The organism is Porphyromonadaceae bacterium W3.11 (assembly GCA_030434245.1).
Lineage (GTDB): Bacteria > Bacteroidota > Bacteroidia > Bacteroidales > Porphyromonadaceae > Porphyromonas_A.
In genome coordinates this window covers 356782-370202 of the sequence record JAUISX010000004.1, presented here as the reverse complement: position 1 = coordinate 370202, position 13421 = coordinate 356782, and the positions used below count along the sequence as shown (strand labels likewise).

Here is a 13421-nt window from a genome sequence, read left to right as displayed (position 1 = left end):
ATTAATTTTCTGTTATACTAACCTCGCTAGGTAGAGGTGCTGGGACGAATTTATCGCCTAAAGGTCTGCCTTCAAAGCTCTCCATCCCGTCTTGGAATGACCAACCATCCCAACAGCCATCTTCTAAATCTCTAAGTCCAAATACAACCTGAGAGTACGACCAACTATCCAAACGGTTATCTTTCGAATAATAAACCCAATACCCTTTCGTGTAAAAGCCACTTTTCCAGTGCCCTTGAGGATCACTAAAGGTGTATTTATCAAAATCTTTAGCACTCTCTACGAACGTGGTCCCATTACCATTATTAGCTAACTTTTCCCCATTTAAAAGGACGTATGCACGAGGCGAGGTGATCTTGAATTGATACCCAATACCGCCTACAACATTAAGTCCTCCAAATGCCTTTCCTATAACCACACTAAGTCTAGGATCGGCTTCAACAATAGCTTTGATCATATCAATGCCTGTTTTTTCTCCATCCCAACGGTAACCCCACACTAGAGCATCTGGATGCTTATCATCATGCCATTCAATGACTAAGGCCGCACGATTTTCACCTTCCCCTACCCAGAACTTAATATCATTCATGCTGAAGTGAGGATCCCCACCTTCGGAAGTATCAGCATCTTCATCGTTCGGATCATCACCGACATCAATACCACCTTCATTAGTAAGATTAACAGAAATGAGCGGCAGTCCATCCTTTCTTAGAGGAGTTGGCTCTTCAGAGTTATTCAGGATAGTCTCATTATCCTCTGTCTCATGTGCCACTTTCAGTCTTACTGATTCTATCTTGTTAGAAGGGATCCATACGATATAATTCTGGGTCCAGTCAGGACTCACATTACCAATTTGAGGAAATTCAAACTCTATAGAGGTATCAGAAAGGGTCCCTTCAAATTCTCCTATTGATGTGACAAATGAATTTTTCTCATTGGGAAAGACCTCTTTGTCTGAAGAAAAAGTGATGGTCTTAGGGGTAACAGATTCCTTCGAGGCATTATGAAGCTGTAGGAAAATTAATTGACCTTGAGGTTTCAGTATGGTTGATAATGCCTCCTCCTTTTGATTAGGGGTAATGGATGTTTTTTCGAGTACTAGCGGTTGATTTATTTCTCCTAAAAGGTCGTAAGGTAGGAGACCCCCAAACCCCTTTGGAGCTATTATAGTGCCACCCCCAACTGGTATCAGATCACTCTTTTCGATCGCAACGGCACCCTGAATTTCTATCGGTTTCTTGAAGTCAAACGCTTTATGGTCTAAATCAATTTGGAAATAGGCTCTATCGCCTTCTGCTGGTATGCTTTCTGGAGAAAGCAAGATCGATTTCTTCTTTCCCTCTTGTGTCAAAACGAGATTCAGGAAAAGATCTTTATTCCAATAATAGGCGATTGAGCCTTTGACCCCTTCGACAGAAAGATTTTGAGGCATCTTCACCTCCATTGAAATCTTTACATCTTGGAGCAGTTCTTTTTTCTCTTCACTCTTACATCCAGATAATGTGAGTAAAAGGAAGGAAATAACTAAGAGAAGTATATTTTTCTTCTTCATATTTTGTATGAATTTAGAATTTAACTATTATCGAGCTGAGTAAATTACGCCTAGGCATAGGATAATATTGAGTAGACTCATAATAGGTATTGAATAGATTATCTACTCTGATTTGCGGCGAAAGCAGCACATCCCCAAGGGCAAAGGTGTATCCTAGCTGAAGGTTACAGACATTATACGGGTAGGTAAAGTAGGATTGATCTGTCGTGATGAATCTAACCCCCACATAGGTCGTCTGAAAGTTAACGAAGACCTGTTTGTAGTCCAATGCCAGCCGAATATTCCATTTCTGCTTTGGCACATAAGGAATCTGCTTTAGTAGAGAGCCATCGTCCTCATGCTGCTTGGTTCGCGTATGAGAGTCCGTGTAGGCATAGTTAAATGATACATTACCTCGGAAGTCGTCTTTTGAATACGAAAGACGAGCCATTGCTTCTACACCAGTAGATAGCACGTCACGCTTGTTTTGTGGGGTCCATAACCATTGGTTTTGAGATGAAGTCCCCTTTGCACTCTCATCTGTCGGTAGCCATAAGATCCAGTTATCTATTAACATCACGTAGGGAGCTATTTCTGCAACAAGTTCCCAACGCTTCCCTATCGGAAGCTTTAAGGAGAGGGTCGCATCATAGGAGGTGCCACGCTCGGGTAGTACGTCGGGGTTACCACCTGGACGCCAATAAAGTTCATTTAGGCTAGGAAAGCGATAGTTGTATGCTACGCTACCTCGAAGGTTTAACACGTTGGGGATAACACTTCCAATAAATCCTAGGGAATAGGTAAATACAGGCTTTCGCCAGTCATTTGTCTCGAGCATTAATCGCAAGTCAGTGAGCCACTTGTCTGTTATTTGCCACCTAATGGAATTATGCCAAGAAAGGATATTCCTATATTTCTTAACTGGTGGTTCAAGCTCAGGGATCTTAAATTCCAGGTCGTCAATGTTATATTTATCTGGGTCCAAGTCTCTATAGCTTTCAGCTTTTGCCATATCATGCTGAAATGTGAGTGTCGTATTCAATAGTATTGCGTCAGACAATCGATGAGAGTAGTCACCACTCACGTGCAGGGTATGGCTAGCGTTGGTATTGCCAATAGGGTCAAAATGAGTTGTAGAGTACCACTTATCGTATCTAAGCTGATAAAATATGTATGCAAGCTTAAGTGATAGCTGAGCTTTGTCGTCAAAATATTTATCCCAACCACTGTAGGCTCTGAGGTTCTGCTCTTTTTGTTTTTCGTGGGAAGTAGCCTCTACCCCTAATGGCTGAGGCAGCATCCTATCACCATATTGATACCAGATAGCACTTGTTAAGGTCGATGAAGGTGTGATACGTAGGTGAGCATCCTGCATTACAGAAAACATACTGTATTCAGAATCCACTCTATTCTCTCTAAAATGTTCGTTGGAGGTTACTTTATTGATGTAGGAAAAGTCGTTATCTGAGTGCTGAAAGTAGGCACGAGTCTTCATCGATAAGTTTTTAGTCCCATATCTTGCCGACCCTTTCGCTGTATAGGTATTGAACGAACCATACTCTCCAGATAAGTTGAATTCCGTTTGACCATCCCATATCGCAGTACTGAAGAGATTAACACTCCCACCCACAGCTCCAGTTCCACTTTTCACATCATTACTACCATAGACTAGTGATACTTTGTCTGCAAAGAAGACCGGCATTTGAGAAAAGTCAAATATCCCAGCCATTACGGGCGTGATATTTACTCCGTTCCAGTTTACTCTAGTCTGTGCAGGACTCGCTCCTCTAAAGGAAGCAGTAGCGAGAGCACCTAACCCCATACTCTTGATATTGATGGATGTCTGTTCTGTCAGTAAGTCAGCTAAGCTACGACTTTGAAAGACCTGAAGTACCTCTGGTGCTATTGCCTGTACCTTAGCCCCAATATTTACAGACTTCTCTTTTGTTATATATTTTTCGGTGACGAATAGCGTATCAAGTGATAGTTCGAATGCAACTCTATCGTCCTTCTTGTCCTGAGCAGAAGCCGAACAGGCAAATTGTATGATAAGAGTTAGAAGTAAAACTCTTGTGATTAACTTATTATTATTCATGACTCTTTAGGAAAAATAATCATCCGTGGATAGACCCCCACCTTATAACTCTTTATTTCAGTAGTCCTTGGCGAGAAGACCCTAACGTAACCCCTTTGTGCAGTGTAGTCTAGGCAATCACATATGCACACCTCGCCTTCTGGTGATACGCCCATGCCGTACATCATACTTACTCCAGGTAGTTCCATATACTTTTCAACCTTTAGGCTATTCACGTCGAGGGTAAATAGCGTTTGTACTGCATCCGTTGCGGTGCCGTCTTGAGTAGCAATCATCAGATTAAAGTATATTTTTGTCTTCTTTGGATTTATATCTACCCTGTTATAATTGGGCATCCCCACGATATCTCCCTTTTTTATATCTTCCTTGACATAAGGGATTTCCACCCGATTGATGACTTTCTCTAGGGCAGGGTCGATACAGTTGAGGGTAAGGCTCTTCTGATCCTTTTGTAATCGTGGAGTAGTGAGTACCCATAATAAGTTATTTGCATCTACTTGCATTTTACATGTTTTTGTAACTTCTCCCACGACCACAGCTTCCATTAGTCGCATGTTTCTGATACTATAGTCATCACAGTCCAGAATCGCTAACCCTCTATTCAAGTATGCTCCGAATATTTTACCCCCAACTGTAACCATCTTTTCGATGCTTGTAGATTTAAGTGGAAGCCGGATATACTCTAGCTCCTCATATGGAGGTTTAGTGCGGATCGTAACCAGCTGACCGTACAAGTCCGAAACCATCGCGATAGAGTCATTAATAGGCGTGATGAATCGAGGTGACCCTGATTCTTTATAACGGATACAGCCAACACTCTTAAAGGTCTTTTTATCAAGGACTTCTACTCTTTTAGAGTTATTAATTGCCACAAAGTAGTATCCGTTGATTTCCGTGATAGATTGAGCCACATCACCTAATGGCCTGTTATTGACCCATCGAAAGACGTCAAAATAAGTTTTCCCATCTTCATAAATCACCGAAAGAGCTGCTGTATTTGTCGTAAATAATCCTTCGTTGACGACAATCATCTTTGCTGAGTTTCCTTCTTCTCCACTGAAAGATGGTAACTCAGGAATACGATCACAGCTCAATAATGATACTAACGTGAAAAGTATAAGCAGTGATTTTCTAATTGTTCCCATTCTATTCTTTTTGCCAATAAGTATAATATCGTTGTTAGCCGGGAAAGAGATTATTGGAAACACGAAGAAGCTAATGTCAGAAATATTTATGTAAAATAGGTCTGTGCACCGATGTATCCAAAGTGTTGCTCCTCATCCCGGAAGCTAATCACCCAAAAAAGTATATGGTAGGTCTTCTGACTTATTCCTACTCATCACGCCTTCCCAGTCATATCCAGTGGCATAAATAGAATTTGATGAGCTTTTTTTTTGGAACTTACAGCAGCGGGTACTGTCCAGGATTTTAACCTGATTCCCTTAGGATCTAAAACTCAAGAAAGAGCCTTAAATCACACCATAACTTTTGTATTCGCGAAGCAAAGATATCGAAAAGTATATTAATAAAGCAATAAGCATTAAAACTTATTGTACGAAATACTTCATAATCTTTTAGACCATCGATGTCTTGATGATTTTGTGGGTAAAACTAAGTCTGATGCATTGGTACTACAATTCATGAAGATCTGTTTTCTAATATATCATATATAGGTTTTACGTTCTTATTTCTGATAAGGAAGAAGGAGGCTACTCACAACGAGCCACCTCCTTCACGATAAATCTCTAATTTGCTATTGAGTGATTCCGATAGACCATATCCAAAAAGTAGTATGAGGTCCTATCGGATTATTTATTCCTATTTTCTTCTTTTGAACACTCCGGGCAGGTCCCTTTGAGCAATAGGCTGAAGCCATTTGCTGAAAAACCCTCCGGAAGTGGTAGTTGACTGATATCTAAGGACGTTTCATCCAGACAGATCGTTTTCTCGCATGAGACACAAACAAAGTGTGCGTGATTCTTGATAGGACTTCCGTCCTGCTGCTGTGTGAGTGCATACTTTGCTATCCCAGACCCATCCTGGATTTGATGTATCAATCCTACATCCAGAAATAGTCGGAGGTTACGCGATATACTGCTCATATCTACCGTCTCAAGCTCAGTCTCTAAATCTGTTAGAGAGTAAGCTGTGTCAGCATTAGCGATGGCATTATATATTAACTCTCTTACCGGTGTGGTGCGAACACCAAACTGAGTTAACCGATCTTCTAAATTTTTTATCATTTCTCTTTATCTCTTTTTCTCTGGTAGCCTCAACGCTCTTAGTGCATTAGCAATAACCAATAGGGTTACACCTACATCTGCAATAATAGCTAGAGTAAGCGAAGCAATACCTATGGTTGCTAAAAACATGACTAAAAATTTAAAGCCAAGTGAGAAGATGATGTTTTGTCGGACGATTCGTTCTGTACGATGTGCTATGTCCATTGACTCTACCACCTTATAGGGGCTATCCCCTTGAATGACCATATCAGCAGCTTCGATGGTTGCATCACTTCCTATTCCGCCCATCGCTGCTCCGAGGTCAGCTAGATTCATTACAGGAGCATCGTTCAGCCCATCTCCTACGAATAGGACGCTGTGGGTCTTCATAAGTTTATCTACTCTCTCCATCTTATTATCTGGGAGTAGATCTCCATATACTTCATCTATACCTAGTTGTAACCCTATAGATGTTACCACGTCTTGCTTATCTCCAGAGAGCATCAATATCTTTGATATACCCCTCTTGCGAAGTCCTTTAATGGTTGCTTGACTCTCATTTTTAATACTATCCTGAAGGATAACTGTGGCGATGACCTTATTGTTCTTAGCTAGAAGAACAGCACTAGCCCCCTTTGGGTGAAGCTGATCAGGAATATTTACTCCTGCCTGTGCCATTAATCGTTCGCTGCCCACTAATAGCTCACTCCCATCATTTGTGAGGGCATTTAGTCCCATACCCGTCTGCTCGTGTACCTCGGAGATTATAGCAGATGCAATGTTCCTCTCCGAAGCATAATTGGTAATAGCAATGGCCATCGGGTGTGTGCTCTGAGCCTCTACGGCTGAGATGAGGGCAATCGCTTCTTCTTCGCTTATATCCGCAGAGTGTAAAATCTCTTTTATCTCAAACTTGCCCTCTGTTAGGGTGCCAGTCTTATCGAATACGACAGCTGTTATCTTTTTTAGTCGTTCGAGGAATACAGCTCCCTTGAATAGAACGCCTCTCCTAGAGGCGGACCCAATACCGCAAAAGTAAGTGAGTGGTACACTGATAATTAGAGCACACGGACATGAAGTCACTAAGAAGACGAGTCCTCTGTATAGCCAATCATCAAATAGGTATATGAACGATGGATGAATCAGGCTCCATACCCACGGAAGAACTACAACTAATGCAGCAAGACCAGTGACTATAGGCGTGTATATTTTCGCAAAACGCCTAATGAACTTTTCTGTGGTTGGCTTCCTTTCGGCTGCAGCTTCGGCCATCTCAAGTATTCGAGCCAATGTACTGTCCCGATATTCCTTTGAGACTTTCATCTCCAGCGGTTTGCTCATCACGACGCTCCCTGCTAACACTTCATCTCCTGATGAGACTTCCTTGGGAATGCTTTCTCCAGTCAGTGCCGATACGTCCAGTAGTCCATCTTTGCTCAGTAGTACGCCATCCAATGAGAGTCGCATGCCAGTATTCATCCTGATAATATCTCCAGGATGTGCTTCTTCTGCATTGACCTCTTGGGTAGAGCCATCATCCTTGATGAGCATGACTTTCTCGGTGCGGCTATCGACTAAGTCTGATATGCTCCTCCTCGCATTATTGACGGCTAAGCCTTGAAGCCATTCTCCTACGTTATATAGGATCATTAGCACTACCGCTTCTGGATATTCTCCAATAATAAACGCACCTATTGAAGCCATCACCATCAAGGTACATTCATTAAAAAAAGTCTTCTCTGCTTGATATATCTCTATCCCTTCACGGAATACGGGTATCCCGACTGGTAAAAATGAGATGAAATAGGCTACGAACTTCACCCATTCGGTCGCAAGTAATGAGGGTGCCCAATACTCTATACCTATTAATGTTAAGAGTAGTAATACCGACGCGAATACGCTATATAGTATCCTATGTTTATGCTCACCGTCATCAACACCATGAGTGTGTTCATGGCTGTGGCTATGAACTTCGTGGGGTTGGGTGTCCTCTGACTTATCGTGATGGTCGTGAGTTTTGCAAAAATTATTTGGTGAATTATTGCAAGCACAACCTTTATGGGAACATTCTTTCATAAAAAATGGCTCTATTTCTAATTTGTATCAAAGGTACGATATTTGACTTGCAACTGGCTTGCAAGCTTTCCTCTTCTTAAGTCTAATATATTGGTAGGGGCATTGAGGTACGGGATAATGGTCAAATGACGGTGCTAGTGTCTTAAACGTTTTTCTTACACTCTTCTGATATATGATTATGACCATTCGTAAGACAAATCACATTGACGGAAGAAAAATTAAAAATTATAGAAGATATAAGAGACATAATAAACTGATATATAGCGATGTATAATAGGCGTCTATCTGTAACCTAGAGTCTCTTTGTAAAGAGTATAATGCGATTGAATTTTTAGTTATATGAAAGAGAAATGCTTCTCATAGGAACAATTTATTTTTCCTATGAGAAGAAGATGTGTTTCTTATAAGAAGAAATTACAGCCTACATTCGGGGCTTTTTTTGTCGTCATGCTTTCGATTGATAACCGGCATTCATTTTTATATATAATACATTTGGAACAGCTCCTGAGGGTTGTTCTAAATAGCCTCTATCATTAACACATTTAGTACAATGATCAATGATTTCTTACAGATGTGGAGGTTCCATTTTAAGTCGCACTATGCTGGTGTTTCTCCAGAAAAATGCTAAATTTGGTTCGTTAATTTGAGAATAAAAATGGGGGAGAGTTACTTGATTATGAAACGAATTTATTTAATTGTAATGGGACTATTAGCAACCTTATTAGGTGCCTGTGCAGGAAATCAAAACATTGAATCTGTTAATGCTGAGGCTTTTAAGAAAGAAATATCAGCTGATGACGTTCAGCTCATTGACGTGAGGACTCCAACAGAATTTACTAATGGGCATATTGAAGGAGCCATTAACCTGGATATAAAGAGGTCTGATTTCGTGGATGAAGCCAATAAAACTTTGGATAAGACACTTAAGGTCTATCTGTATTGCAGATCTGGTGCTAGAAGTATGCAAGCCGCTAATAAACTGGCAAAGGAGGGCTATCAGATCGTCAATCTCAAAGGTGGCATCATTGAATGGGAAGGCGAAGGGCTACCTGTGGTACGATAACTCGGATACCCCTATAAATATGCTTATTTAGGTAAACTAGCATCAGGCGTTAATTATAAAAAAACTAAATAAATTATCAGAGTGATAAATTAAGTGTACCTTTATGACAAATTGATACCTTATTTTAAGGTGTGTAATTAATTTATCACATAGAATAAAAATGATATGAAAAAGTATTTAGCCGAGATGATAGGCACGATGGTGCTGGTATTAATGGGATGTGGGGCTGCTGTATTTGCTGGTGTACCTGGTGCCACGTTTGCTACAGTAGGCACACTTGGGGTCGCGTTTGCCTTTGGTCTTTCCGTAGTCGCTATGGCGTATGGCATTGGTAGTATTTCAGGCTGTCACATCAATCCAGCGATTACACTGGGTGTATGGCTTAGTGGCAGAATGAGTGGTAAAGATGCGGTAATGTATATGGTCTTTCAGGTCATTGGAGCATTATTGGGATCAGGCGTGTTATGGTTCTTGGCTAAGGACTCAGGCTCTACCACTACGCTGACAGGTGCTAATGGATATGCAGAAGGAGCTACAGCTGTTGCTTTTGTTGCCGAAACTGTTTTTACCTTTATCTTCGTACTCGTGGTATTAGGTGTGACAGCTAAGAATGGTCTGAATAAATTTGCTGGACTGGCTATTGGTCTAACACTTGTGCTGATCCATATTGTATGTATTCCTATCACAGGAACATCTGTCAATCCTGCTCGTAGTATAGGTCCTGCTATCTTCCAAGGTGGTATGGCTCTTCAGCAATTGTGGTTATTCATCGTGGCTCCTATGCTTGGTGCTGTGATTGCTTCAGGAGTTTGGAAGGTCATCACTGTGGAGAACGAACCATCTGAAGCTAAGATCGTATAAGCCTTAGCTAAATATCTCTATAACAGAGGGGGTAGTGCTCATATGAACACTACCCCCTCTGCGTTATTTAATCTTACGCTAAGCCCATCAATGGCTTCCTCTCAATGAGGAGATCTCTTATTTATGATCTTGAGTAACGTGGATGTAGTCAAAGTAATCACCAGCCTGAAGTATGATGACGACTTCTCTTTTGGCATTAGTCTTATTTTCATCCATAGTGATGGTTATGGACTTCTTGTCTCTTTCCACGGTTAGGTAATCCTTACTAAATTTGAAATCCTCTTTATGGGTGCCTTGCTCTGGTGTTAAATGAAGATTTTCACCTTCTATACTAATATCTCCTACCCACCACTTATCGCCCTGAGTGGTGATGGTTTTACTGTTTTTGTCTGAGTTGAACTCCACCTTCTTTTCAGAAAGTTTGATGGTGTCGTCCCATTTTCCAACGAGGTCATTAGAATTATCATCACAAGCACCTAACATTAATGCCAATGTGATCAGGGCAAGAGTCTTAAATAATTGCTTCATAATTTTCTTTGCTTAGAAGTTTATCTTCTCAAGTTAGTTTCAAAAGTACCTATTTTTCTCATACTACCACTCTAAAAAATATCCACTTTCTAGATAAGTATGGCTTTAGTTATCCTTGATGAGTTCCTTTTTCCAGCAACTTCGGCAGACTGCTTTGTACTTGTCATTTCCACCGATATCGATTTGGTTGTTAGAGAGGATATATCCTTTTTCATTATAGCGAGCATTGATGACTGTTTTCTTACCACAGTCACAAGTGGATTTTACTTCTTCGAAGGTATCTGCGATCTCGAATAGTCGTTTAGAGCCAGGGAAGAGGTTGGAATTACTATCCGTTCTCAGTCCATAGCAAATAATCAACGCTCCGAATTCATCAGCAATATCAGCTAGTTCATCGACTTGAGATGCGGATAAGAATTGACACTCATCTATAAGTATGATGCAGTTTCGATGACACTCAGACAATTCTCTGTGGAAGATATCGGTGATTTGCTCATCCTCATGTACAATAGAACACGCTTTATTTAATCCTATTCTAGAGTATATGGCTTCCCCATCACGTGTGTCAATTGAGGGTTTGATATAAAGCACCTTTCTATCATGCTCCTCGAAATTATAACCAGTCATTAATAAGTGGGCACTCTTGGCAGAGCCCATAGTCCCGTATCTAAAGATAATCTTTCCAGCCATAGTTAGTTATTGCATTGAAGTTCTATAAATCTTTTGGATTCAGAGATTTATAAACATATATAATCATAAGTTAGGTATATGTGAGGACGCATCAAGATGTCCGACATAACTAGCTACAAATATAGGGTATTTATATGTAGCAAAAAATATCATTTGGTGATATTTTTACTATTCTAATGGTGACTATTTACTTAAAATTACTCGGAAAGTATATCTGTGTAGGTCTCATAGGTCAGGTCATCAAAAGCATAAATCAGGATGAGTCCTTCGTAATTTGTCCGTCTAAGCGTATCAATAGCTACGCGGGATGCCAATGTTACTGGATAGTGATAGACTCCAGTACTGATCGCTGGAAACGCGATTGAGGAGAGCTGATATTCATTAGCAAGTTTGATGGCATTGATATAACAATTGGCTAGTAACTCGGGCTCTCCTTTAGTCCCGTCCTCCCAAATGGGACCTACGGTATGGATGACGTACTTCGCCTTTAGGTTATAACCCTTAGTTATTTTTGCCTCTCCCGTGGCACATCCACCAAGTGTTTTACATTCATGATATAGCTCCTCTCCGGCGGCTCTATGTATGGCACCATCCACACCGCCACCACCCAGTAGCGTGTTATTAGCCGCATTGACAATAGCATCTACATCCGCGGTCGTGATATCGCCCTTAATGACTCTTATTTCCATGACTTTACTTTTTCTTGTGGTAAATTCTTATAAAAAGTAATTATACAAAATAATCTTATCAGCATGAAAGAAAAAAGTGTCTACCTGGGGATCTATTTTTGTTACGGAGTGTTTTGCACGATATGCGACTAGAGTGTTGATTCAGTATTAGGGCTTTTGTTTCATTCCTAGTGCCATTCTCATACTATGAGGCCTCCTTTTTTATCTAAATAATGAGTTGTCTTGTCAGTAAAGTGGAAGGTCTCTTACCGATAAGGGAATATTTATTATAGAAAAACGTATAAGCAAAGAAATATCAGCTAAAGCATTTAGGACCGAATGAAGGCTTATCTGTTTTCATTAAATAAAAGCGAGGACTTATCTATGCATAGATAAGTCCTCGATCTTTATAGATTATTAAGTAGGGGGGAGAGTTACTTGATTACTCCAAGTTCACGTCCTACCTTTTCAAATGCAGCGATAGCCTTATCTAGGTGCTCACGATCGTGACCAGCAGATAGCTGTACACGGATACGAGCTTCGCCCTTTGGTACAACTGGGTAATAGAATCCAGTTACATATATACCTTCCTCAAGCATGCGAGCTGCAAACTTCTGGCTCAATGGTGCATCATAAAGCATTACTGCACAGATAGCACTCTGAGTAGGCTTAATGTCAAAGCCTAGGGCAATCATCTTGTCACGGAAGTAGGTGACGTTTTCGGCGAGCTTAGTGTGAAGGTCATCAGACTCCTCAAGCATCTTGAACATCTCAAGACCTGCACCAATCACTGCTGGTGGGAGAGAGTTACTGAATAGGTATGGGCGGCTGCGTTGGCGAAGGAGGTCAATGATCTCTTTTCTACCAGTAGTGAAACCACCAATAGCACCACCAAATGCCTTACCTAGAGTACCAGTGATGATATCGATACGTCCGTAAGCATCAAACTGCTCGCTTACACCATGACCGGTCTTACCTACCACACCTGCAGAGTGACATTCGTCCACCATGACTAGAGCATCATACTTCTCAGCAAGGTCACAGATTTTGTCCATAGGAGCAACGTTTCCGTCCATTGAGAATACACCATCGGTAACGATAATGCGGTGACGCTGTTCTTGGGCTTTCTTTAGACACTCTTCAAGCTCTGCCATATCAGCATTAGCATAACGATAACGTTTAGCCTTACATAGGCGAACACCGTCGATGATAGAAGCGTGGTTAAGACTATCAGAGATGATAGCATCTTCGTCAGTTAGGATTGGTTCGAATACCCCACCATTTGCATCAAAGCAAGCTGCGTAAAGGATAGTATCCTCAGTCTTGAAGTATTTGCTAATAGCGGCTTCAAGCTCCTTGTGGATATCCTGTGTACCGCAGATGAAGCGAACAGAAGATAGACCAAAGCCTCTCTTGTCCATCATATCCTTTGCTGCTTGGATAAGTCTAGGATTATCAGATAGTCCAAGGTAGTTATTAGCACAGAAGTTAAGTACAGGAACAGTCTTACCATTTTGATCTACTGTGATAGCAGCTTTCTGGTGACTATTGATGATACGTTCGTTTTTGTAAAGTCCAGCCTCTTTAATATCAGCGATCTCCTTTTGGAGATGCTCTTTGATTTTTCCGTACATAGTAATTTTATTGATTAATTATAAAGTTATTATTTTATGCTGTAAAGTTACCC

The 13421-nt window shown here is 40.8% G+C and carries 11 protein-coding genes and 1 riboswitch; of the genes, 2 read left to right on the top strand and 9 right to left on the bottom strand.

What is annotated here, in order from left to right:
* Nucleotide 1: 1 nt before the first annotated feature.
* The 5 genes from QYZ87_08175 to QYZ87_08155 all read right to left on the bottom strand — a co-directional run bounded on the left by QYZ87_08175 (nt 2) and on the right by QYZ87_08155 (nt 7924).
* A complete protein-coding gene (locus tag QYZ87_08175; GenBank protein ID MDN4754498.1) occupies nt 2-1552 on the bottom strand; it encodes a hypothetical protein in 1551 nt (516 codons plus the stop codon).
* 13 nt (nt 1553-1565) lie between these two features.
* Nucleotides 1566-3626, bottom strand: coding sequence for a TonB-dependent receptor plug domain-containing protein (locus tag QYZ87_08170; GenBank protein ID MDN4754497.1), 2061 nt, complete (start codon nt 3624-3626; stop codon nt 1566-1568).
* Complete coding sequence (locus tag QYZ87_08165; GenBank protein MDN4754496.1) at nt 3623-4771, bottom strand: hypothetical protein; 1149 nt, start codon at nt 4769-4771, stop codon at nt 3623-3625. Before QYZ87_08165 ends, QYZ87_08170 begins: the two co-directional genes overlap by 4 nt.
* A 148-nt stretch (nt 4772-4919) precedes the next feature.
* Nucleotides 4920-5113, bottom strand: a riboswitch (cobalamin riboswitch).
* Nucleotides 5114-5434: 321 nt separating this feature from the next.
* Nucleotides 5435-5869 carry a transcriptional repressor gene (locus QYZ87_08160; protein ID MDN4754495.1) on the bottom strand — a complete coding sequence of 145 codons (435 nt, stop codon included), beginning with the start codon at nt 5867-5869 and terminating at the stop codon, nt 5435-5437.
* Nucleotides 5870-5875: 6 nt separating this feature from the next.
* Nucleotides 5876-7924 carry a heavy metal translocating P-type ATPase gene (locus QYZ87_08155; protein ID MDN4754494.1) on the bottom strand — a complete coding sequence of 683 codons (2049 nt, stop codon included), beginning with the start codon at nt 7922-7924 and terminating at the stop codon, nt 5876-5878.
* Nucleotides 7925-8600: 676 nt separating this feature from the next.
* Here QYZ87_08155 and QYZ87_08150 point away from each other — a divergent pair.
* Nucleotides 8601-8987, top strand: a complete 387-nt coding sequence (locus QYZ87_08150) for a rhodanese-like domain-containing protein (protein ID MDN4754493.1) — start codon at nt 8601-8603, stop codon at nt 8985-8987.
* A 165-nt stretch (nt 8988-9152) separates the two neighbouring features.
* Nucleotides 9153-9848: an MIP family channel protein gene (locus tag QYZ87_08145; protein MDN4754492.1), complete on the top strand. Its 696-nt coding sequence runs from the start codon at nt 9153-9155 to the stop codon at nt 9846-9848.
* A gap of 117 nt (nt 9849-9965) precedes the next feature.
* On the opposite strand, the gene QYZ87_08140 is transcribed toward QYZ87_08145, so the two are convergent.
* From QYZ87_08140 to kbl, 4 genes are all read right to left on the bottom strand, one after another.
* Nucleotides 9966-10376, bottom strand: coding sequence for a BACON domain-containing carbohydrate-binding protein (locus QYZ87_08140; GenBank protein ID MDN4754491.1), 411 nt, complete (start codon nt 10374-10376; stop codon nt 9966-9968).
* Nucleotides 10377-10481: 105 nt separating this feature from the next.
* Nucleotides 10482-11066 (bottom strand): thymidine kinase, encoded by a 585-nt coding sequence (locus QYZ87_08135; GenBank protein MDN4754490.1) that lies wholly within the window; start codon nt 11064-11066, stop codon nt 10482-10484.
* A 197-nt stretch (nt 11067-11263) separates the two neighbouring features.
* A complete protein-coding gene (locus QYZ87_08130) occupies nt 11264-11755 on the bottom strand; it encodes an O-acetyl-ADP-ribose deacetylase (GenBank protein MDN4754489.1) in 492 nt (163 codons plus the stop codon).
* Between the two features lie 413 nt (nt 11756-12168).
* Nucleotides 12169-13368: a glycine C-acetyltransferase gene (gene kbl, locus QYZ87_08125; protein MDN4754488.1), complete on the bottom strand. Its 1200-nt coding sequence runs from the start codon at nt 13366-13368 to the stop codon at nt 12169-12171.
* Nucleotides 13369-13421 lie beyond the last annotated feature (53 nt).

Coding starts and splice junctions, on each gene's coding strand:
- QYZ87_08150 (MDN4754493.1), top strand. CDS start 8,601: ATGAAACGAATTTATTTAATTGTAATGGGACTATTAGCAACCTTATTA.
- QYZ87_08135 (MDN4754490.1), bottom strand. CDS start 11,066: ATGGCTGGAAAGATTATCTTTAGATACGGGACTATGGGCTCTGCCAAG.
- QYZ87_08165 (MDN4754496.1), bottom strand. CDS start 4,771: ATGGGAACAATTAGAAAATCACTGCTTATACTTTTCACGTTAGTATCA.
- QYZ87_08130 (MDN4754489.1), bottom strand. CDS start 11,755: ATGGAAATAAGAGTCATTAAGGGCGATATCACGACCGCGGATGTAGAT.
- QYZ87_08160 (MDN4754495.1), bottom strand. CDS start 5,869: ATGATAAAAAATTTAGAAGATCGGTTAACTCAGTTTGGTGTTCGCACC.
- QYZ87_08170 (MDN4754497.1), bottom strand. CDS start 3,626: ATGAATAATAATAAGTTAATCACAAGAGTTTTACTTCTAACTCTTATC.
- QYZ87_08140 (MDN4754491.1), bottom strand. CDS start 10,376: ATGAAGCAATTATTTAAGACTCTTGCCCTGATCACATTGGCATTAATG.
- kbl (MDN4754488.1), bottom strand. CDS start 13,368: ATGTACGGAAAAATCAAAGAGCATCTCCAAAAGGAGATCGCTGATATT.
- QYZ87_08155 (MDN4754494.1), bottom strand. CDS start 7,924: ATGAAAGAATGTTCCCATAAAGGTTGTGCTTGCAATAATTCACCAAAT.
- QYZ87_08175 (MDN4754498.1), bottom strand. CDS start 1,552: ATGAAGAAGAAAAATATACTTCTCTTAGTTATTTCCTTCCTTTTACTC.
- QYZ87_08145 (MDN4754492.1), top strand. CDS start 9,153: ATGAAAAAGTATTTAGCCGAGATGATAGGCACGATGGTGCTGGTATTA.